The sequence below is a fragment of the Pseudoalteromonas sp. P1-30 genome (assembly GCF_001400005.1).
In the GTDB taxonomy this organism is placed as follows: Bacteria; Pseudomonadota; Gammaproteobacteria; order Enterobacterales; family Alteromonadaceae; genus Pseudoalteromonas; species Pseudoalteromonas atlantica.
The window spans coordinates 35,817-55,931 of the sequence record NZ_LKBC01000001.1 but is presented as its reverse complement, the minus strand read 5'-3'; the positions used below and the strand labels follow the sequence as shown (position 1 = coordinate 55,931).

Annotated in this window: 14 protein-coding genes; 9 read left to right on the top strand and 5 right to left on the bottom strand. The window is 41.7% G+C overall.

The genetic code is table 11. The features are described 5' to 3' along the window. Window positions 1-4: 4 nt before the first annotated feature. Both AN395_RS00230 and AN395_RS00225 read left to right on the top strand, forming a co-directional pair. Window positions 5-538 (top strand): YfiR family protein, encoded by a 534-nt coding sequence (locus tag AN395_RS00230; protein WP_095206586.1) that lies wholly within the window; start codon window positions 5-7, stop codon window positions 536-538. A gap of 3 nt (window positions 539-541) precedes the next feature. After that, window positions 542-2,575, top strand: a complete 2,034-nt coding sequence (locus AN395_RS00225; protein ID WP_054981655.1) for an EAL domain-containing protein — start codon at window positions 542-544, stop codon at window positions 2,573-2,575. Between the two features lies 1 nt (window position 2,576). Here the strand turns inward: AN395_RS00225 and AN395_RS00220 are convergent, their stop codons facing one another. After that, window positions 2,577-3,212, bottom strand: coding sequence for an isoprenylcysteine carboxylmethyltransferase family protein (locus AN395_RS00220; protein WP_054981654.1), 636 nt, complete (start codon window positions 3,210-3,212; stop codon window positions 2,577-2,579). Between the two features lie 497 nt (window positions 3,213-3,709). Here AN395_RS00220 and AN395_RS00215 point away from each other — a divergent pair, with 497 nt between their 5' ends. Further along, window positions 3,710-6,004, top strand: coding sequence for a hypothetical protein (locus AN395_RS00215; RefSeq protein ID WP_054981653.1), 2,295 nt, complete (start codon window positions 3,710-3,712; stop codon window positions 6,002-6,004). A gap of 45 nt (window positions 6,005-6,049) precedes the next feature. Here the strand turns inward: AN395_RS00215 and AN395_RS00210 are convergent, their stop codons facing one another. The 4 genes from AN395_RS00210 to yegQ form a co-directional block, all read right to left on the bottom strand. Then, window positions 6,050-8,977, bottom strand: coding sequence for a TonB-dependent receptor (locus tag AN395_RS00210; RefSeq protein ID WP_054981652.1), 2,928 nt, complete (start codon window positions 8,975-8,977; stop codon window positions 6,050-6,052). Window positions 8,978-9,446: 469 nt separating this feature from the next. Further along, window positions 9,447-10,772, bottom strand: coding sequence for a PAS domain-containing methyl-accepting chemotaxis protein (locus AN395_RS19775; RefSeq protein WP_004586999.1), 1,326 nt, complete (start codon window positions 10,770-10,772; stop codon window positions 9,447-9,449). 132 nt (window positions 10,773-10,904) lie between these two features. After that, the gene (locus AN395_RS00200) at window positions 10,905-11,159 is read right to left on the bottom strand and encodes a YfhL family 4Fe-4S dicluster ferredoxin (RefSeq protein WP_054981651.1); all 255 of its coding nucleotides are present in this window, start codon (window positions 11,157-11,159) and stop codon (window positions 10,905-10,907) included. A gap of 8 nt (window positions 11,160-11,167) precedes the next feature. Further along, window positions 11,168-12,559, bottom strand: a complete 1,392-nt coding sequence (gene yegQ / locus AN395_RS00195) for a tRNA 5-hydroxyuridine modification protein YegQ (RefSeq protein ID WP_054981650.1) — start codon at window positions 12,557-12,559, stop codon at window positions 11,168-11,170. A gap of 217 nt (window positions 12,560-12,776) precedes the next feature. Here yegQ and ndk point away from each other — a divergent pair, with 217 nt between their 5' ends. The 6 genes from ndk to hisS all read left to right on the top strand — a co-directional run bounded on the left by ndk (window position 12,777) and on the right by hisS (window position 20,099). Continuing rightward, window positions 12,777-13,208, top strand: a complete 432-nt coding sequence (gene ndk, locus AN395_RS00190) for a nucleoside-diphosphate kinase (RefSeq protein ID WP_004586996.1) — start codon at window positions 12,777-12,779, stop codon at window positions 13,206-13,208. A gap of 183 nt (window positions 13,209-13,391) precedes the next feature. Next, a complete protein-coding gene (locus AN395_RS00185; protein WP_004586995.1) occupies window positions 13,392-14,522 on the top strand; it encodes a bifunctional tRNA (adenosine(37)-C2)-methyltransferase TrmG/ribosomal RNA large subunit methyltransferase RlmN in 1,131 nt (376 codons plus the stop codon). A 125-nt stretch (window positions 14,523-14,647) separates the two neighbouring features. After that, complete coding sequence (pilW, locus tag AN395_RS00180) at window positions 14,648-16,519, top strand: type IV pilus biogenesis/stability protein PilW (RefSeq protein ID WP_054981649.1); 1,872 nt, start codon at window positions 14,648-14,650, stop codon at window positions 16,517-16,519. Further along, entirely contained in the window at window positions 16,516-17,412 is an 897-nt protein-coding gene (locus AN395_RS00175) for a RodZ domain-containing protein (protein ID WP_054981648.1), read from the top strand. The genes pilW and AN395_RS00175 overlap by 4 nt, the downstream gene beginning before the upstream one ends. 5 nt (window positions 17,413-17,417) lie before the next feature. Further along, entirely contained in the window at window positions 17,418-18,536 is a 1,119-nt protein-coding gene (ispG, locus tag AN395_RS00170) for a flavodoxin-dependent (E)-4-hydroxy-3-methylbut-2-enyl-diphosphate synthase (protein WP_004586992.1), read from the top strand. A gap of 282 nt (window positions 18,537-18,818) precedes the next feature. Further along, window positions 18,819-20,099 carry a histidine--tRNA ligase gene (hisS, locus tag AN395_RS00165; protein ID WP_004586991.1) on the top strand — a complete coding sequence of 427 codons (1,281 nt, stop codon included), beginning with the start codon at window positions 18,819-18,821 and terminating at the stop codon, window positions 20,097-20,099. Window positions 20,100-20,115: the final 16 nt, after the last annotated feature.

The following is a 20,115-nucleotide window of genomic DNA, read 5'->3' as shown; positions in this document are numbered from 1 at the left end:
GCCAATGCTTAAGCCTTTAAATCGATTGCTTTACCTATTTTTTTGCCTTGCGCTTTGTACAAGCTCAAGCGTGTTTGCGGTGCAAAAAGAATATGTGCTTAAAGCAGGCTTTTTATATAACTTTGCCCGCTTAGGGCAATGGCAATCTGCACCCGAAAACGGCTCCGACTTTTTAATTTGTAGCCCCGACAGCCAATTTATAGCAATAGCAAATGCCGCCCTAGAAAACAGAAAAGTACATAAACGCCACTTACGAAATAAACTAACTCCCCTTGAGACAACTGCACTTGAGGGCTGTGATATAGTATTTATTACCGATAATACCTATAACATGTGGTTAGATGCCCACCCCGCGCTTAATTTAAAAAATACAATGATAGTTGGCGAAACCGATGGCTTTATAGCCGCACAAGGACATATTCGATTTTTCCTTTCAAGTAGTAAGGTGCGCTTTGAAGTTGCCCCAAGCAAGCTTAAAAAAGCAGGCATTACTATGAGCTCAAAAGTGCTGCGCCTAGCACGTGTTGTTGAGGGGTAAATAATGAAAAACTACTTCTCACTCAACTCAATGAGTAAAAAGCTGCTGTTTATTTTAATGAGCGTTGCGCTTATTTCTACGGCTACCGTTACTGCTGTTTTTAGCGCGTATGAGCTAAAAACCGCAAAACAAGAACAAACACAAAGCCTAAAATCACTCTCGCAAATATTAGCCCCCAATATTAGTACTGCTTTAATATTTTACGACACCGCCGCAATAAAAGAGCTGATTGAGCCGTTATTAATGCGCTCCGATATTGTATCGGTAGAAGTGATAAACAATTTTAGCCAACAACTTGCAAGCGTAACGTCGCCTAAATACAGCCAAGAAAGCTCAGCCCCGCATACAATAGAAGTAAAAACGCCATTAACAATTGACGCTCAACGCTACGGTACGCTGATTGTGCGCGCAGACGACACTGACCTAAACGATAGAGCCGCTTTTTATGGCCGGTTTATTATTGTATTAATGATTTTTAGCTTTATTTTAAGTTTGCTTGTATCGCTAATGCTCAGAAAACGTTTTTTAAACCCCATTTTATATTTAGCACAAACAGCAGAGCAAATTACCTCATCTAACGACTATAGCTTACGTGCAAAAGAGCTTTCAAAGGACGAAGTGGGTAAGCTAACAAGCTGTTTTAATACCATGCTGCAAACTATAGAACAGCGCGATAACCTGCTAGAAAACCAAGTAAAACGAAGAACAAAAGAGCTCGAAAATGCCAATGTTCAGCTGCATCAATATGCCTATCAAGATGGCTTAACCGACCTACCTAACCGCCGTTATTTTTATGAGCACCTGCAACAGCTTGTAAGCACACCTGAACAACCATTTTCTTTGGTATTTATTGATTTAGACGGCTTTAAAGAGGTAAACGATAGCTTAGGCCACGACTTTGGTGATTTATTACTTCACGAAGTGGCTAAGCGACTTCGCCGCTGCTTAAAACAGCAAGACATAGTGGCGCGCTTAGGCGGTGATGAGTTTACCCTAATACTAAAAGGAATAAGCGATACAACAGCGGTTTCGCACATTGCACACGATGTAATGAAAAGCCTGACCCGAACAATAACCATAAAAAACGAACATGTGCAGGTAACCGCGAGTATAGGCGTGGCGTTTTTTCCGCATGACGGCATATCGGTCGAAACCTTAGTTAAACGAGCCGACCAAGCGATGTATTTATCAAAAAGTAAGGGGCGAAATAGGTTTGAGTTTTTCTCATACGAAATGGAAGAACTGGCGATTGAAAAGCGCCGCCTTATAGAAGAAATACGCATTGGCTTAAATAACAATCAATTTGAACTTTACTATCAGCCAATATGGGACCCCCATTCACGTACGCTAAAAAAAGCAGAAGCGCTGATCCGTTGGAACCACCCAGAGCGAGGCATTATTGGCCCTGTTGAGTTTATCGATATAGCAGAGCAAAATGGCTTGATAAAAGAGCTAGGCGAATGGGTTAAATCGCAAGCTGTTCGCGATGCGGTGCAGTTTAATAAACTAAGCTATACACCGGTGCAAATTAGTGTAAATACCTCGCCTTTAGAAATTGATCGCGACGGTATTTGGGTTACTCAATGGGTAGAGGCGTGCAAACTTTATAATTTGCCACCTCATACTATTTTAATTGAAATAACTGAAAACAGCTTAATGGACCCAGATAACGCTATTCAGCACCATTTAAAACGCCTTAATGCGCTTGATATAGACATTGCCATTGATGATTTTGGTGTTGGGTACTCATCGCTTGCGTACTTGCAGCAGTTAGACATTGATATACTTAAAATAGATCAATCGTTTATACAAAATATTGAAGCAAATAGCAGCAGTATAGCGCTAATTAAAGCCATAATTACTATGGCGCATAACTTAGGGGTAGAAGTGGTCGCCGAAGGGGTAGAAACCCCAACCCAACAAGCACAATTAATCGCGTTGGGCTGTGATTACATTCAAGGCTACTTATATTCTAAACCGCTTTCAAAGCAAGATTTTATAAATAGCCATTTGCAAATAAAAGCAACCGTTGAATAACCTACAACCAGCGCGGTACGGTTTGCTTATATTTTAGGTAGTCATTATTAAAACGCGTTACTAAATGCGCTTCTTCAACCGCTATTTGTTTATAAAGCGCATATAAGCCCACAGCAAGGCAAATTAAGCTAAATAAGCTTGGTAATGCTAAAAAGAACCCCAACTGAGCAGTTGCCACACCAACATACATAGGGTTGCGCGAAAAACTATATAACCCGGTAGTTTTAAGTGTTTGAGGCCCATTTGGGTCTATACCCGAGCGCCAAAGTGACGCCATATGAAAATGAACAACCATACTGAGAACAAAGCCCGCCGTGAGCATAATATTGCCAAACATAACCCCCGGCCACCCATTTAAGGTATAAAACATACCTAAGTAGTTATCGGTGGCAGGCACAAACACACGCAGCACACACACAAACCATATAGCAGCTCTAAAAAACTTAAACGCCATATGATTCCACCAGCTAGTACAAAACTTAGCGCCAGGAAAAATAACACCCGAGGGCGTTGAACGATTTTTATAAATAATTCTAACGGTGTAAAACCCCGCCACAAACGTATAAAAAAGCGCTAAATACACACGCGTAAATTCGATTAGTGAAGCAGAATCATCTATCAACGGTTGGTAACTCATTAACCAATAACTTTTTATCCATCAAATATTAAACCATATTAGTATTCATGTAATTAAGAAACAACCCCTATACGAGCAGTGAATAAAGTTTAAATAAAATGAAGTAGCTCATGTAATTCGTCAAACTCAATAAATTGCTATTTAATACTATGGATTCTCAAAAAATGTTTAATTTCTCTTTATATTTATATGAAGCTTTTTTTAAAGCCAATTAAATAAATAGATTTATCAAAATACCTGCGCTAGAGTTTATAGCAAGAGAGTAATTAATCAGCTGCTCTCTCCTCCATAGCTAAGCGCCTCAAAATTTTCAAAAGAGCGTACCCTGATTCTGTAAATATTAAATTTTTCTATAATAAGCTTACAAGTTTTTGTGAGCTCATTAAGTATTTAGATAATTAAATTTATATGGAAATTTACTTATGAAACCAAAAAAGAAATTAGCTCTAGTATTAAGTTGCTGTTTAATATTCAGCTTTAACTCGCTAAGCACCCAAATGAACCTTGACCCTAATAATGATGGTTTATACAGTGACCAAGAGCGCTACCAGCTATTAAATTTTTTAGCTAATGAATACCCCGAACTTGAAGGTAACTATGATGTTGATAATGACTCAAAAGTTACTATTTTAGAACAAACTCAAGGACGTTTACCCTTATCTATGCGCATTCCTGAGCGCGCAATTTCAAGTGAGAAAAAAGTACCTTGGGCGCTAAACCTTTTCCCAGAGTGGCTTATGACTGCGTACTTTCAGGAGGATGCTCAAGTAGGTAAATTACCCAAACATTCTTCCCGAGGCACAATTATTGCCAATGCGACTCAAACTACAGACGCTTTGCAGCCTGTTAAAACGGACGCAAAAAAAGGGGTTGAATTTTTAGAAAATACGGGAAGCTACTTTGCAGTTCCTGGCCAGCGTGATGCTAGGTGGAATTATAGATGGTGTATTTTTGTATTTAGAATTGATGCAGAGACAGGCAACGATGAAAAAACAACTCTTGTAGATATAAATCAAGGTAATGGATCGAATAAATCATCGCCCAAAATTTGGTATGACAAATCAAATGGGTTGAATATTCAATACGTTGGATTAAATAGCTTTGGGCTCGATAAGCGTATTATTACAACCAAAAATGAAGTTATCGCGGACGGTAAAACATGGAACGTGGTCGTAACAGGGATACGATATGGACAGCTTTTTGCTTCTGTAAATGGTGTATCGTTATCTACTGACACTGAGCAACCAGATCGATTTTCTGGACAATGGCTATATGAGCCGAGTTCCTACCTTGGAGATAAGAGCACCGGAAATATGGCTTGGGCTTACGACACTTTAGCTTTTGGCTTAACAGAACCTTCAGAAGCAATGGTTCGTAAAATGACAGGGTGGGCTGCACATCGCTCAGCTGCACTCGCTGATTCGACTAATAGCCAATTAAGTCCAATTGATTTACCAAACGACCACCCGTACAAAGATACTCGCCCGGTTATGGATAAAGAAGATTTTCCTTATAGATATATCCATGATGAACAGGAATGGACTGAATGGGGGAAATCAATTAGTCCTTCACAGGTTCGGGTAAATAGTGGTAAAGAAAGAGTCGTGCCTGAAGGGTTTGAGAGAGTATTCTATGATGACTTTCGTCATGATAGAGTAAAACATAGTGCCAGTGGCGAGGCCGACCTATGGGCTGCCCCAGGTTTTAACCCTGCAGTCGGCGCGAGCGCTCAGCTCATTGCTCCTAATGGTACCTACAACGCTTATCCTCACGATAGTGATGAAAAAATCCAAACGTTAGCGCTCATTAAAAAAAGTGACCGTTGGAGAGGGAGCGCTTTTTACAGTGTAAATGATCTGGGTCATGGTTACACTTGGAGCGGGCCGAAAGTATTTAGGATACGGTATATGCTTCCCAAAGTAGCCCAAAGTGACTTACCAGGTGGGTTATTCCCAGCTTTTTGGTCGTACAACCCTGACTTTTTATTTTGGCGAACTGCTAACCGTATTGAAGTGGACTGGTTTGAACTCGACGGCCTTAATGGTCAGTGGTTAAATGGCTTGTCTTCACATTATCATTATACTGCTGTAAAAAATATTTTTGCCAAGCAATCCTCAAGTTATAAGAGTTACAAAGCTTATTGGGGGGAATTAACAGAGCAAAAAAGTAATATTGAAGGTGGAATGGAGTTTTGGGATGGCGAATACCACACTTGGGAGTTTATTGTTGATACTGACATGACGTATATCAATGTTACTATTAGTGATGACTCAGGTAATGAAAAGTGGGTAGAAGTTGGGCGTGTCCCCACCCCTGCAACGTACTTACAAAGGCTAGATATACAATTAGACTATGCTCTAAAATCACATAATGGTAACCCAACAACAGAGCAAGAAAACTTTAACATTGATTTTATTGAGGTTTTACAAAAAACCTCAGAAATCGAAAAGCTCCCAGAGCCATTTCTAGCGAGACCAAAGATCGTCGGGGATGCCCTTGCAGGAAACACAGTTGAATGCCAAGCAAACATTCAAGGCGTTAAAGATGTTCGTTATTACTGGTTTGCAAGTGGTTACCCACTAACGTACACGGTAAAAAACACCTTCGAATTGACCAATGAATTTGTTGGAGACGAAATTCGCTGTATGGTGAAAGCTGTTGGAGCCCTTAACATGCCTGAGGCATGGTCTTCGAGCGTTACCATTGAGCAGAGTCATTTTTCTAAAACGCTAGATAATATACTGCGCCCAATTAGATCTATTTTTGCCGACAATAGTTCTATTAATGAATAGTAAAATGGCAACCTAAGCCTAGTATAACGGGCTTAGGTTGCTCCTTTAAAAACTATAATTTATACCCGCGTAGTAGCGCCTACCTGAGTAACTTGAACTTAATAAACGCGCATCGCTATCATTACCTAAACGCGTAACAGTTTCCGATTTAGTTAAGTTAATAACAGAGGCTGTTAAACTTAAGCCATCAGATATATTAATGGCGGCATTTACATCAACTTGCTCGTAAGGGTCTTGGTATACATTTAAACCGCTATTTAAGCCAAGTACTGTTTCGCCGCGTTTATTATACGACGCGCGAAGAGTAAAGTACTCGCCTTCGTAATAAGCAGAGGTGTTGTACTGGTATTTAGCGCTTCCAATTAATGGTGATTGGCCAAATTCTTCACCATTTACACTCACATCGGCTTTATTGGTTTTGTTATAGGTGTAATTAGCATAAAAGCCAAAACCACCTGCAAATGCATGTTGAATAAATACTTCAGCCCCTTTTGATACCGCATCGGTGCCATTGCCCACTGTGCTGTATGGCGCAACGGTAATTAAGCCGCTTTCTACTACATTTTCTTTGCCTGCAAACTCTTGCTGCATATCTATTACCAGCGGCACAACAAAGTTATCAACCTTTTTATGAAACAGCGCTAACCCCAATGCAGAGCCCTCGGCGTAATAATATTCAATAGATAAATCGGCCTGCACTGATTCAAAAGGTTTTAAATTTTTATTACCGCCACTGCCACTAAAGCCTACAAGCTCGTTGAATGCGGCTCTGTCTTCTGCCCATTCATTTGATACAAACGTAATACGCTGCTGCGAGCCTAAATCGCTGTAATCTGGTCGCGCCATCACTTTAGCAATAGCGCCCCTAATCACTAAATCGTCGGTGGCATCCCACGCTATGTTAAAGCTTGGCAGAATTTGTGTATCGGTATTTTTTTGTGTAACCAACTGATAGTCTTCTACAAAACGCGCATCGCCAGTTAGCGGCTCGCCTGTTTCATCATTGGTGTGATCAAGTTGATAAGTATATAAATCGGTAGAAGAGGTTAAGGTTTTAGTTTGTACTACGCGCACACCTAAATTACCTCTTACTTCACTAAATTCAAAATCGCCTTGAATGTAAAACGCTGATATTTTTTCTTCAATATCGTATACAAAGTTATCTTCTATGCGGGTATAAGGCGTGTAGCTGTCGGTTACTAAATCTCGGTATTTATCCCAATCTATGCTGGGCATTTGGTTTATATTAAACCCGCCAACTATATTGGTTTGATTAATAAACACATCCTCGGCAAGTGGCATACCGCCATTCCATTGGTAGCTATCAAATTGCGTTATACCTTGCTCGCTCGCTTCACCTGCAGCAATATCAAAGTTAGGATCTAAAAAAAACGTATTACCGGTCTCGCGGTGTAAGTTGGCATGGCGATATTTAGCCCCGGTTCTAATCGTTTTTAAAAACCCCCAATCAACATAAAAGTCAACGTCGGCTTGATAATAATCCTCTTCGAGTTCGCTGCGCACAAAGCTTGAATTTGACGAACCAGCATCACGCCCACCGCCTAAGCCACTTTGCAAGTTAGTTAATGTGTTGGGATCGATACTCAGAGATACATTATTTTCATTTAAAGACCATGCAGCGCTTTGCGATGCGTTTTGAATAACGGTTTCGTTTTCACCGGCATTTGAGCTTTTATAAGCGGCTTCCCAGCTTTCTTCAGGGCCGCCCTCAGATTGTGTGTTACCAATAACAAAGCGGGCTTTAAAGCTATCGCCTTCATAGGTTAAATTAAAATCGATAGTATCGGAGGTAGACTCTTCTCGTACATAACTGCCACGCATCCACGGAAATTGCATATCGTTTTCAACACCGCTAGCACTGGCATTATATTGCATACCCGTTGCAATGGTGCCTGTTTCATCTAGGTTTACTGCGGTTAAAAAGTCAGGGTTGAGTGACCACTCAGGAATATCAATGACTGATTCAGTTCTGTCTTGTCCGAGTGTAAAGCCAAAGTAGTTAAACCCTAGCTCTAAGCGATTAGTTGGGCGCCATTGTGTACTAAATTGAATACCTTCACGCTCACGTTTTTCATTAAGCACAGAGCCACGTACAACTTGCGGAAACCACACGCCATCATAACGATTACCGCTGGCATCACTTATCGTATCCCACCCGTTATTGTTATCAACGGTATTTCCATTAATATCAGTCGGTTGACCGCCACCCGTGTAACGCCATACATTTGCATCGGTGCTGCCTGTTAGAGTGCGATTAGTACGCTCTTGATAGGTATAACCCACCAATACGCCAAAGGTGTCGTCGTCATTTTTCCACGAATATAAGCCACTAAATTGCGGCTCGTACTCTTTTGTCACATCGGCGTAAGTAGATTCAACGTTAAATACACCTGAGTTTGCCTCCATGCTTAAAGGCTTGCGGCTATGCATTAATACTGTGCCGCCCACGCCGCCTTCATCTAAACGCGCTTCTGGCGATTTATACACTTCTACGCTCTCTATCATGGCAGATGGCAGTAAAGTGTAATCGAACGAGCGTGAAGGCTCCCCAGGTGATGAGGCTATAAAATTGCCATTAAGCTGAGTAAATGTGAGCTCAGATGATAAACCACGAATACTCACCGATGCCCCTTCTCCGCCATCGCGTTCAATAACAACGCCAGGTACTCGCTGCAACGAATCCGCTACATTTTTATCAGGAAATTTGCCAATATCTTCGGCAGTAATTGCATCCACCACAGAGCCAGACATACGCTTAACATCTAAGTTCTCGGCCATGCTTGAGCGTATACCCCGTACCTCAATTACTTCCATATTTTTTTTAAGCAGTGTTTTAGCGTTTTGTGAGGCAGCATCATCAGCTAAGCTAAACGGGCTTGAGGTAATAAGTGATGCGCAAAATAAAGATTTGTATACTTTAGATAAAGGGTAATGACGTAGGCAATTAATCATTTTTTACAGCTATTCCATTTAAATTGCTTAGGCTAAGCAAATCAGTGATCCATTAGCGTATTGCAGTACGTAATGGCAAATTGCTGCAAAGTTTACATGGCGAAACTTAATGTATTGTTAACGCCTGGCTTAATTTAGTCTCAACTGTGGTTAAAAAATAACTCACACCTTACTATTTAACTTTACTAGGGTTTATGCGCCCGTTTTTAAGCTATTTAATCTAGCTAAAGTGGAAATAACCCCTTTTAATAAAAATATTACCCGCCGCTTTACTTAACCTAAACTCCGGTTAAGAGACTTACTAACAAATTAAATTACAGTGATAGTTAAATTTATTTTCTCTAGTCAGAGGTAGGTTTATTACCCACAGTTCAAATTACTTAATATGTGCCGGTACGCATTCTTGTTAAAGCAAAAAACCGCTTTCGCGGTTTTATTTTATGCTTGTTGTTTTAAGGTATTTACTCAATCAGTTATTAGAGTTTAATTGGCTGGTAAATTGCCCTACCGCGTTTACCACTTTTTGGGCTCCATCTTGAATTTCTGCCATAACCTCACCCGACTCTTTAGAAAGCGCTAAACCTTGCTCTGCTTTTTCTTTGCCTTGCTCAATAACCGCTACCGTACTTTGGGTTTGTGACTGATTACGCTGTACCACTTCCACAATTTCTTCTGTTGCTTTTGATGTTCTTGACGCTAAATGCCTTACTTCATCAGCAACCACAGCAAACCCGCGCCCTTGCTCTCCTGCACGCGCAGCCTCTATTGCAGCATTGAGTGCAAGTAAGTTGGTTTGCTCGGCAATACTACTTATGCTTTGCACTATGCTGGCTATTTGTTGAGATTGTTGATCCAGCGCCGAAATTTCGTTAGCTGCTTGCTCCATATTTACAGCCAGCTCGTTCATAACAGATACGGTTTCTTGTAATACGCAGCTGCCACGCTCTGCGGTTTTATCTGTTTCTGTAGAGGTGCCATAGGCTATTTCGGCTGCTTGCGAAATAGCAATTTCACGGTTTACTTGCTCAGTAATTACGGTGGCAAATTTCATTACTTTATAAAGCTGATCCGCATCATTTGATATAGGGTTGTAGGTGGCTTCTAACCAAATTACATTGCCATATTTATCTATGCGTTTAAACCTGTCGGCAATAAATTGGCCTTGCCTAAGCTTGCTCCAAAACTGTTGGTATTCAGCCGAATTAGCTTCTTCGGTTTCACAAAACACCCGGTGATGCTGGCCAATTATTTCTGATTCATTGTACCCCATGGCTGACAAAAACTGATCGTTTGCCGTTAATACATGCCCCTGTAAATCAAACTCAATCACAGCCATAGAGCGATAAATCGCTTTTATTGTGTCGCTTTGTTCACGAGAGGTTGTAATGGTTTTAGTAAGTACGGTGCCAAACACCGAAAAATACAATAACTGATTTTGCTCACCCACCACTGGGTGCACAATTAATCTTAGCCACTCTGCATTGCCATCTTGGCGAACAAATTCAATAGCCCCACTCCAGTGGCCTTCTTTTTGGAATGCTTTTTCAAGTTCTGCGTATTCAGGTGATAGCCGCGACTGATCAGCAATAAAATCGCCGAGCTGATTATTTGTTAAATTATCTTCGTTATAACCTAATGCGTTTAAAAAGTTGTCGTTAGCATGCGAAATTCGCCCATCATAAAGTACATTAAGTACCAGCATTTCTTTGTAAAGCCCTTCCCACACTTGCTCTAAAGGGTACAACTGGGCTTTTAAAGCGGCTATTTCGTTTTGCTTACCTTTTGAAAAAAACATTAATTTCCCTACCAAAAAACACTAAATCAAGTTACTTCCAGTATAGGAGGTATTAATGATAACGCGATAATTAATAAGTAGTTTAAGCTAATTTTTTGCTAAAATTGTAAGCATATGTTCCTTTTTATGTGCTCAGCCTTCACTTTCAACTAGGTTTACATACTTTTGTGCGAGCTGCTCAAGCGACTCCCTATTTAAAGGATCGCTTTTAATGCAATTAATAGGGCACACCATGACACACGTTGGTTTATCGTAATGCCCCACACATTCAGTGCACTTATCTGGGTCTATTTGATAAGTTTTTGACCCCATAAAAATCGCGCTGTTGGGGCACTCATCTACACATACATCGCAGTTAATGCACTTGTCATTTATAAATAGTGCCATGCTAGCGCTTACTCACTTGCTACTTTTTTATAGGGGTTACGGGTATCTTGGTGATCATCTAAATTGCGCATTAATATTGCGTGATCTAAGTTAACGCTCTCATTCAGCGGAATTTTTACAATATGCCCAGAGCCTTTTGCATCACTAATACTTTCGCCCTTTTTGTTTTGCATGTATTCAAGTTCAAAAATAATGTTCCTTTGTGGTGTCATCAGTTCAAGTGAGTGGCCTGTGCAAAATTTATTTTTTACGTCTATTTCAACTAAACCATCAGCATGGCGCCCTATTACTTCCCCAACAAATTGCTGCTTAGTTGATACAGAGTGACCGTATTCATAGTTTTGATAATCTTGGTGGGCATGGCGCTTTAAAAAGCCTTCGGTGTAGCCTCTATGCGCTAAGTTCTCAAGTGTTTTAAATAAGTGAGTATCGAATGGTTTACCCGAAGCCGCATCGTCTATTGCTTGTCGATACACTTGCGCGGTGCGCGCTACATAATAAAATGATTTAGTACGTCCTTCTATTTTTAAACTATGAACGCCCATTTTTGTTAACTGCTCTACGTATTGCACGGCGCGCAAATCTTTTGAGTTCATAATATAAGTGCCGTGTTCATCCTCAAATGCTGGCATATACTCACCAGGGCGCCCTTGCTCTTCAAGCATAAATACATCGTTACTTGGCGCACCTTCTCCAAGATTTGGTATAACGTGGTTAGGGTCAATTTTATGCACCATGTCGCCCGTTTCGTTTTCAACGCCCGGTTTTACATCGTAATTCCAGCGGCAGGCATTCGTGCAGGTGCCTTGGTTAGGGTCGCGCTTATTTATATAACCCGAGAGTAAACAGCGCCCTGAATACGCCATACATAAAGCGCCATGTACAAACACCTCAAGCTCAGTATTTGGGCATAGCGTGCGTATTTCTTTTATTTCTTCAAGCGAGAGCTCGCGCGATAAAATAACTCGCTCAATACCTTGTTTTGCCCAAAACTGAACACTTGCATAATTAACTGCATTTGCTTGCACCGATAGGTGAATAGGCATGGCTGGCCACTTTTCTCGTACCAGCATAATTAACCCAGGATCTGACATAATCAGCGCATCGGGTCCCATAGCAATCACTGGTTCTATATCACGTAAATACGATTTAACCTTTGCGTTATGCGGAGCAATATTAGAGACCACATAAAACTTTTTATTTTGCGCACGGGCTTCATTAATCCCTATTTGTAATGTGTCTAGGTCAAACTCATTATTACGTACCCGCAAACTGTAGCGAGGCTGACCTGCATACACAGCATCAGCTCCATATGCAAAGGCGTAGCGCATGTTTTTTAAACTCCCTGCAGGGCATAACAGTTCGGGAATAAAAGAAGTTACAGAAGAAACAGCTGGCATATGCGCTCCATACAGCTAACCGAGTACACATCGGTTGCATGATTAATTAATTTACAAGCGCGGCATTATAAATGCGCCAAACAATGTGCTTTTGATCAAGATCATAAAACTGCAACCAAACTGGTTTTTAATAAAATTAGGTTTTTTCAATTAAAACGCGTATAATTCGCGCCCGTAAATATTCACACTTTTATTTAAAAATTATTGGAGCATAAAGATGGCTTTAGAGCGTACTTTCTCAATCGTAAAACCTGATGCAGTAGCAAAAAACCACATCGGCGCAATCTACAACCGTTTCGAAACTGCGGGTCTTAAAATCGTTGCAGCTAAAATGGTTCACCTTTCAAAAGAGAAAGCTGAAGGTTTCTACGCAGAGCACAGCGAGCGTCCTTTCTTCGGTGCTTTAGTATCTTTCATGACATCTGGTCCAGTAATGGTTACCGTTCTTGAAGGCGAAAACGCTGTTCTTAAAAACCGTGAAATCATGGGTGCTACTAACCCTGCTGAAGCACTAGCTGGTACTTTACGTGCAGACTACGCTGATAGCATCGACGAAAACGCTGTTCACGGTTCTGACGCTGTTGAATCTGCTGCTCGCGAAATCGCGTACTTCTTCGCTGACGAAGAGCTTTGCCCACGTACTCGTTAATTCGAGTTTTACAGTTAACGCTGTAATGCAAAGTAAGAAAAGGGCTTTCGAGCCCTTTTTTAGTCATTACGTAAAGTATCCTTAAGTGCATTTTGATATTTTACTTAATGATTAAAGTGGGTGAATTGTGTACAATTCGCCCTTGTAAATTTTATCTCCACCGTCACCGATTGAGGTTGTTTCATGACCGAGCAAAAAAAGATTAACTTATTAGATTTAAACCGAGATGCAATGCGCGAGCTATTTGTATCATTCGGTGAAAAGCCATTTCGTGGCGACCAGGTGATGAAATGGATTTATCATTTTGGCGTTGATAACTTTGACGACATGAGCAACGTTAATAAAAAGCTTAAAGAAAAGCTTAAAAACGAATGCGAAATTGTTGCGCCAGAAATCTCTGTTCGCCAGCAAGCAAGCGACGGCACAATTAAGTACGCATTAGTGCTTGATGGCGGCCAAGAAGTTGAAGCTGTATGGATCCCAGAAAAAGACCGCGCCACCTTGTGTGTATCTTCGCAAGTGGGTTGTGCCCTTGAGTGTACGTTTTGTTCAACTGCGCAACAAGGCTTTAACCGTAACCTTAAAGTGTCTGAAATTATTGGCCAAGTTTGGCGTGTAGCTAAAGACATAGGCCTTGATGGCAACAGCGAAAAACGCCCAGTTACCAACGTAGTAATGATGGGTATGGGCGAGCCCCTACTTAATATTAAAAACGTAGTGCCGGCAATGGAACTAATGATGGACGACTGGGGCTTTGGCTTATCTAAGCGCCGCGTCACATTAAGTACCTCAGGGGTTGTACCTGCGCTTGATTTATTAAAAGAAAAAATAGACGTAGCACTTGCTATTTCACTTCACGCACCCGATAACGCTCTGCGTGACGTACTTGTACCAATTAATAAAAAGTACCCTATTGAAGAATTTTTAGCCGCGTGTCGTCGTTATATCGATGGCTCTAAAGCAAATAAAGACGTGACCATTGAATACGTTATGCTAAATGGCGTTAACGACAGCACCGACCAAGCACATGAGCTGGTTAAAACGCTTAAAGGTACACCTTCTAAAGTTAACCTTATTCCGTTTAACCCGTTCCCGGGTAACGAATACACACGCTCTAGCAACAGCCGTATTGACCGTTTTTCTAAGGTTTTACAAGCTGCGGGTATTACGTGTATTGTGCGCCGTACTCGTGGTGACGATATTGACGCCGCCTGTGGGCAATTAGCCGGCGATGTTGTTGACCGCACTAAACGTATGGCGAAAAAGAAAATGCGCGACGATAACGCAATTAGCGTAAATATCCAGCAAGCATAAGCCTGTAACCACCCTGCGTATATTCCTGTGCAGGGTGGTTAAGTTGTTTATTTTTAAATAAATGATGCAACACTAAGGGTTTTAGGTAAGATAGGCGCTATGGATAGAAAAACAGAGACAAGGTAATGCGATCTTTACTTGCTTTAACACTTTCAACACTTGCCCTTACAGGGTGCGTAAGTGAAAGTAGTTATAACGGCAGTGACAAACCCGTCGTCGAAAACAAAATCAATAATGCAGGCGCAGCACGCACTCGTATCGCCCTCGCTTTACAATACTTAGAAACTGGCAACAACTCGCAAGCAAAGTATAACCTTGAGCGAGCTATAGAATTTGCCCCAAATCTACCTGAAGTACATTACTCTCTTGCTTATTATTACCAACAAGTAGGCGAAAAAGAGCGTGCCGATAAAGCCTATCAAAAAGCATTAGCAATTAAGCCTGACGATCCGAACACGCTTAATAACTACGGTGTGTTTTTATGTAGTATTGAAGAGTATGACCGCGCGACCGATCAGTTTTTAAAAGCAATTGATATTCCAAGCTATATTCGCGTTGCCGAAAGCTATGAAAACCTTGCATTATGTGCCATAGAATTTAACGACTTTGAAAATGCAGAGAGTTACTTTAAACAAGCACTTAATCACAGCTCGCAACGTACATCGACCCTAATAAGCTTAGCCGCCCTTTTTTATGCTAAAAGCGATTTACATAAAGCCAGCGAAGTATTAAAGCGTCATGACGATACCGGCCGAGTGTCTGCACGTGCTTTATTGCTTGGTTATTTAATTAAGCAGCGCATGGGCAGAATAGAAGAAGCAGAAAAAATTGCCGCCACCATAATGCAAACTTACCCAACAAGTAAGCAAGCCTATGCTATTCGCGATAATCGAACTAAACAAACTGAGTTTGAAATACTGCGCGAAAAATACCGTAAAGCGCAGCTCGAAGAGCTTCAAGAGCAGTATGGCGAAGAGCAAATCAGTGTTGAGCAACCAAAAATTAAAATTATCCGAAAAAAGCGCCCAACTACCGATAATTCGACCAGCTTAATTTCTCCAAGGGTTGAGCCTTCAAGCCCAGTATTAAATGAGACGGCAAAAGCACAGGCAACCATTGCCGCAGCAAACAAACAAAAAACCGTAGCTGAGCAAAATGATGTCGCTGCCACTCTCACGCCTGCGGCTCAACCAACGCAGGCTAAAGTAGCGACAACAACTAAAGCAGTAGTGCCAGCTGTGGCAGCGGCTCCAACCGTAACAAATACTGCCCAAGTAGCAACTACAACTACAACACCTATGCCTGCAGAATCTAATACAGATACCGCAGCGGTGCTTTTGGCTTTAACAACGGATCACCAAGCGCAACAAACGTCTACACCCACAGCTGAGCCGCCAAAAGCCGTCGCTAAACAAACACCCAAAGATGATGACGAAGTAAAAATAATTTCATTTGGTGCGCCAAAACAAGCTAACTTTAACACCCCACAAAATACACGCCCTGCTGCAAATGGCCCACAGAATACGGGCTTAAATAATTCGGTAGTATTTTATGAGGCTAAAAAAGACAGTGCGGTATTTAGTAATAACCCATACAGCGACAGTAACGACATTACACTAAAAAACTACCAACCAAGTGTAAAACAAGAGCCTCCCATGCTTAATCCAAAAGTACCCCCTTTAAAGGTGCCTTTTCATATTATTGAGTTTGGTGAAAACCTATTTAGCATTTCAGTGCGATACAATGTTAAACTACAAAAACTCCTGCAGTGGAATGGTCTAAAGGAGTCGGATCGTGTTATCAACGGAAGTAAAATTTATTTAAACGATCCTAATATTTATTACGAGATTAAAGCTGGCGATACCCTTTACGACATAGCTACCCAGCGGCATGTATTAATTGATGAATTAATGCGATGGAATAAATTAAGCCCAGATATAGAACTTACACCTGGGCACAGACTATTACTAGTGGATCCAAATTCGTACCTATTATGACAGAAGAAACTACGCAACAAAGCGATGAGCCAAGTGTTGGGCAACTATTAAAAGCGCACCGAGAGCAGGCTAATGTAAGCTTAGAGTCACTTACTGGCCCACTTAAGCTTTCTATTTCTCAGCTGCAACGCTTAGAAAGCGATCAGTACCAAACGTTAGGCCCTATTACCTTTGTAAAAGGCTACATTAAAAACTATTGCCGTGAACTACACGTCGATAGCGCCCCTATATTAGCCAAATTGCCTGCACCGCCCGAGCCTACAAAGCCGGCTAACATGCAAAGCTTTTCGCGCCGCACAGAAAAAGAAGCCCATGACAGCCGCCTAATGCTGGTGAGCTACATTATTTTAGCCATTGTTATTGGCTCATCTGCCTTATGGTTTTGGCAAAATGCTACGCCTATCGATGAGCAAACAAGCACAATCAATATTGAAAATTCAATTTTAGATAACCAGCAAAATAACAACGCGCTAAATAACGAAAGCGAGAACACCTCGCAAGTGCAAGCAACACGGGCAGTTGAGCGCACACCGGCTGTAATGCCTATAAGCGCTGAACAAGTCCCCTTAAGTGAAGCCGTTAATGCCACGGCGCCTATTGCCGCTAGCACCCAAACAGCCACTAACGAGCCCGACACGCAAAGTAACATCAGTACAATTAACATGGTGTTTAACGATGAGAGCTGGGTAGAAATACACGATGGCGAAGGTGAACGCATTGCATTTGGCGTAAAAAAAGCAGGCTATAAAATGGCTGTAAGCGGTACCCCGCCTTTTTCAGTTGTGCTGGGTAAGCACGACGTAGTTAGTGTTTCTCTAAACGGCGAACCAGTTGATATTTCTGGTTATCCTAAAAATCGTTTAGCCAAATTTAAATTACCATTAGCAGAGTAGTCGCTATGTTTTCAGAATCTCCAATTAAACGCAGAAAATCAACCCGCATCAATGTAGGCAACGTGCCTATTGGTGACGGTGCCCCTATTGCCGTGCAGTCGATGACCAATACCGACACCATGGATATAGATGCCACGGTAGCGCAAATCCAAGCAATACAAGATGCCGGCGCCGATATAGTGCGTGTATCTGTACCAACTATGGATGCAGCAGAAGCGTTTAAAAGTATAAAAGAGCAAGTTAGTATACCGCTTGTAGCCGATATTCACTTTGATTACCGCATAGCGTTAAAAGTGGCAAAATACGGCGTGGATTGCCTACGTATAAACCCAGGAAATATAGGCAGTGAAGAGCGCATTAGAGCCGTTGTAGACTCAGCGCGCGAGCATAATATTCCTATTCGTATTGGTGTAAATGGCGGCTCATTAGAGCGCGACCTACAAGAAAAATACGGCGAGCCAACTCCCGAGGCATTACTTGAATCAGCAATGCGCCATGTAGATATATTACGCCGCCTTGATTTTGACCAATTTAAAATATCGGTAAAAGCATCAGACGTATTTTTAGCTGTAGGCGCTTATCGTTTACTTGCTAAAGAAATAGATCAACCCCTGCATTTAGGGATCACCGAAGCCGGCGGTATGCGCTCAGGTTCGGTTAAATCGGCTGTAGGCTTAGGCATGTTACTTGCCGAAGGTATTGGCGATACGCTACGTGTATCACTTGCTGCCGACCCAGTTCAAGAAATCAAAGTAGGTTTTGATATTTTAAAATCGCTGCGTATACGCTCTCGCGGTATTAACTTTATTGCCTGCCCTAGCTGCTCACGTCAAGAGTTTGATGTAGTAAGCACCATGAACCAGCTTGAAGAGCGCCTAGAAGATGTTGTTGAGCCAATGTCTGTTTCGGTAATTGGTTGTGTCGTTAACGGCCCAGGCGAAGCCCTAGTTAGTGATATTGGCCTTGCCGGTGCAAACCGCCGCTCAGGTTTATACATTAATGGCGAGCGTCAAAAAGCGCGTATTGATAACAACAATATTGTTGACCAGCTTGAAGGCTACGTGCGCGACTTTATTGCTCAAAAAGAGCAGCAAACACCTATCGACATTAAAATAGTCGAATAAATACCGTATAAAGCGCCAAACCACGGTGTTTGGCGTTTAGCTTTATAGCTAGAGGATACCCAAACGACCCCAAGATACAGAATTCAGCGATTTATACTGCGTTATTGATTTTAAAAATAGAACCACTATTACTTTCAATCAATACCTTGCCTAAATCGCTTTTAATTCCAACTGAAACTCGCATCATGGGGTCATTTGGGTATATAATGACGGGTCAATTTTTAGCATTCTTGTTGTGTAAGCATTTTTTTATTACACATAAACAGTAATTAGGATTTATCAGTGGCAAAACAAATTCAGGCAGTTCGCGGTATGAACGATTGTCTGCCGGGCGACACGCAAGTTTGGCAGAAAGTAGAAAACATTTTACGCGAGACAGTAGCATCGTTCGGTTATCAAGAAATTCGTTTTCCTATTGTAGAATCAACCGACTTATTTAAACGCTCTATTGGTGAAGTAACCGATATAGTAGAAAAAGAAATGTACACCTTTGCCGATCGTAACGGCGACATGCTAACCCTTCGCCCAGAAGGCACCGCAGTGTGTGTACGTGCAGGTAACCAAAATGGCTTGCTTTATAACCAAGAGCAACGCCTATGGTACATGGGCCCGATGTTTCGTCATGAGCGCCCTCAAAAAGGCCGCTACCGTCAGTTTCACCAATTTGGTTTAGAAACATTTGGTATTGCCACAGCCGACATAGACGCAGAAGTTATTTTACTTACCGCGCAATTATGGAAAGCATTTGGCATTAACGAACACGTACGTTTAGAGCTTAACTCGTTAGGCTCTAACGAAGCACGTGCTGATTACCGCGATGCACTCGTTGCCTACCTTGAACAGCATACCGACGTGCTTGATGAAGATTCAAAGCGCCGTATGTACTCAAACCCATTGCGTGTACTTGATAGCAAAAACCCAGACGTGCAAGCAATCTTAGTGGATGCGCCTAAATTGTCTGAGCATTTAGATGCTGAATCAAAAGAACATTTTGCAAATTTATGTGAACGTTTAGACGCAGCTGGCGTCATATACACGGTTAATGAAAAGTTAGTACGTGGTTTAGACTACTACAACCGCACAGTATTTGAATGGGTAACAGATAGCCTAGGCGCACAAGGTACAGTGTGTGCTGGCGGACGCTACGATGGCTTAGTTGAGCAACTTGGCGGCAAAGCAACGCCCGCAGTTGGTTTTGCTATGGGTCTAGAGCGCTTAGTACTGTTACTCCAAGCACTTGAGTGTGTAGGTGACATTCGCCGCAATGCTGATGTATATTTAGCGGCAATGGGCGACAAAGCCAGCGTACAAGCCCCAGCCATTGCAGCGCAACTGCGTAGTGACGTACCCGGTTTACGCGTTATGGTGCATGCCGGTGGCGGTAACTTTAAAAAACAACTAAAACGAGCTGATAAAAGCGATGCACTAGTGGCCGTTATTATTGGCGAAGATGAATTAGAAAAAGGCGTTGTGACCATAAAATATTTACGTGAGCGTAAAGAGCAAGTCACACTAGAATTAGAACAAGCTAAAGCGCTATTAGCTGAGCTTATCAATAGCTAAGCTAACTTAAGAGGTA

Coding starts and splice junctions, on each gene's coding strand:
- AN395_RS00230 (WP_095206586.1), top strand. CDS start 5: ATGCTTAAGCCTTTAAATCGATTGCTTTACCTATTTTTTTGCCTTGCG.
- AN395_RS00225 (WP_054981655.1), top strand. CDS start 542: ATGAAAAACTACTTCTCACTCAACTCAATGAGTAAAAAGCTGCTGTTT.
- AN395_RS00220 (WP_054981654.1), bottom strand. CDS start 3,212: ATGAGTTACCAACCGTTGATAGATGATTCTGCTTCACTAATCGAATTT.
- AN395_RS00215 (WP_054981653.1), top strand. CDS start 3,710: ATGAACCTTGACCCTAATAATGATGGTTTATACAGTGACCAAGAGCGC.
- AN395_RS00210 (WP_054981652.1), bottom strand. CDS start 8,977: ATGATTAATTGCCTACGTCATTACCCTTTATCTAAAGTATACAAATCT.
- AN395_RS19775 (WP_004586999.1), bottom strand. CDS start 10,772: ATGTTTTTTTCAAAAGGTAAGCAAAACGAAATAGCCGCTTTAAAAGCC.
- AN395_RS00200 (WP_054981651.1), bottom strand. CDS start 11,159: ATGGCACTATTTATAAATGACAAGTGCATTAACTGCGATGTATGTGTA.
- yegQ (WP_054981650.1), bottom strand. CDS start 12,559: ATGCCAGCTGTTTCTTCTGTAACTTCTTTTATTCCCGAACTGTTATGC.
- ndk (WP_004586996.1), top strand. CDS start 12,777: ATGGCTTTAGAGCGTACTTTCTCAATCGTAAAACCTGATGCAGTAGCA.
- AN395_RS00185 (WP_004586995.1), top strand. CDS start 13,392: ATGACCGAGCAAAAAAAGATTAACTTATTAGATTTAAACCGAGATGCA.
- pilW (WP_054981649.1), top strand. CDS start 14,648: ATGCGATCTTTACTTGCTTTAACACTTTCAACACTTGCCCTTACAGGG.
- AN395_RS00175 (WP_054981648.1), top strand. CDS start 16,516: ATGACAGAAGAAACTACGCAACAAAGCGATGAGCCAAGTGTTGGGCAA.
- ispG (WP_004586992.1), top strand. CDS start 17,418: ATGTTTTCAGAATCTCCAATTAAACGCAGAAAATCAACCCGCATCAAT.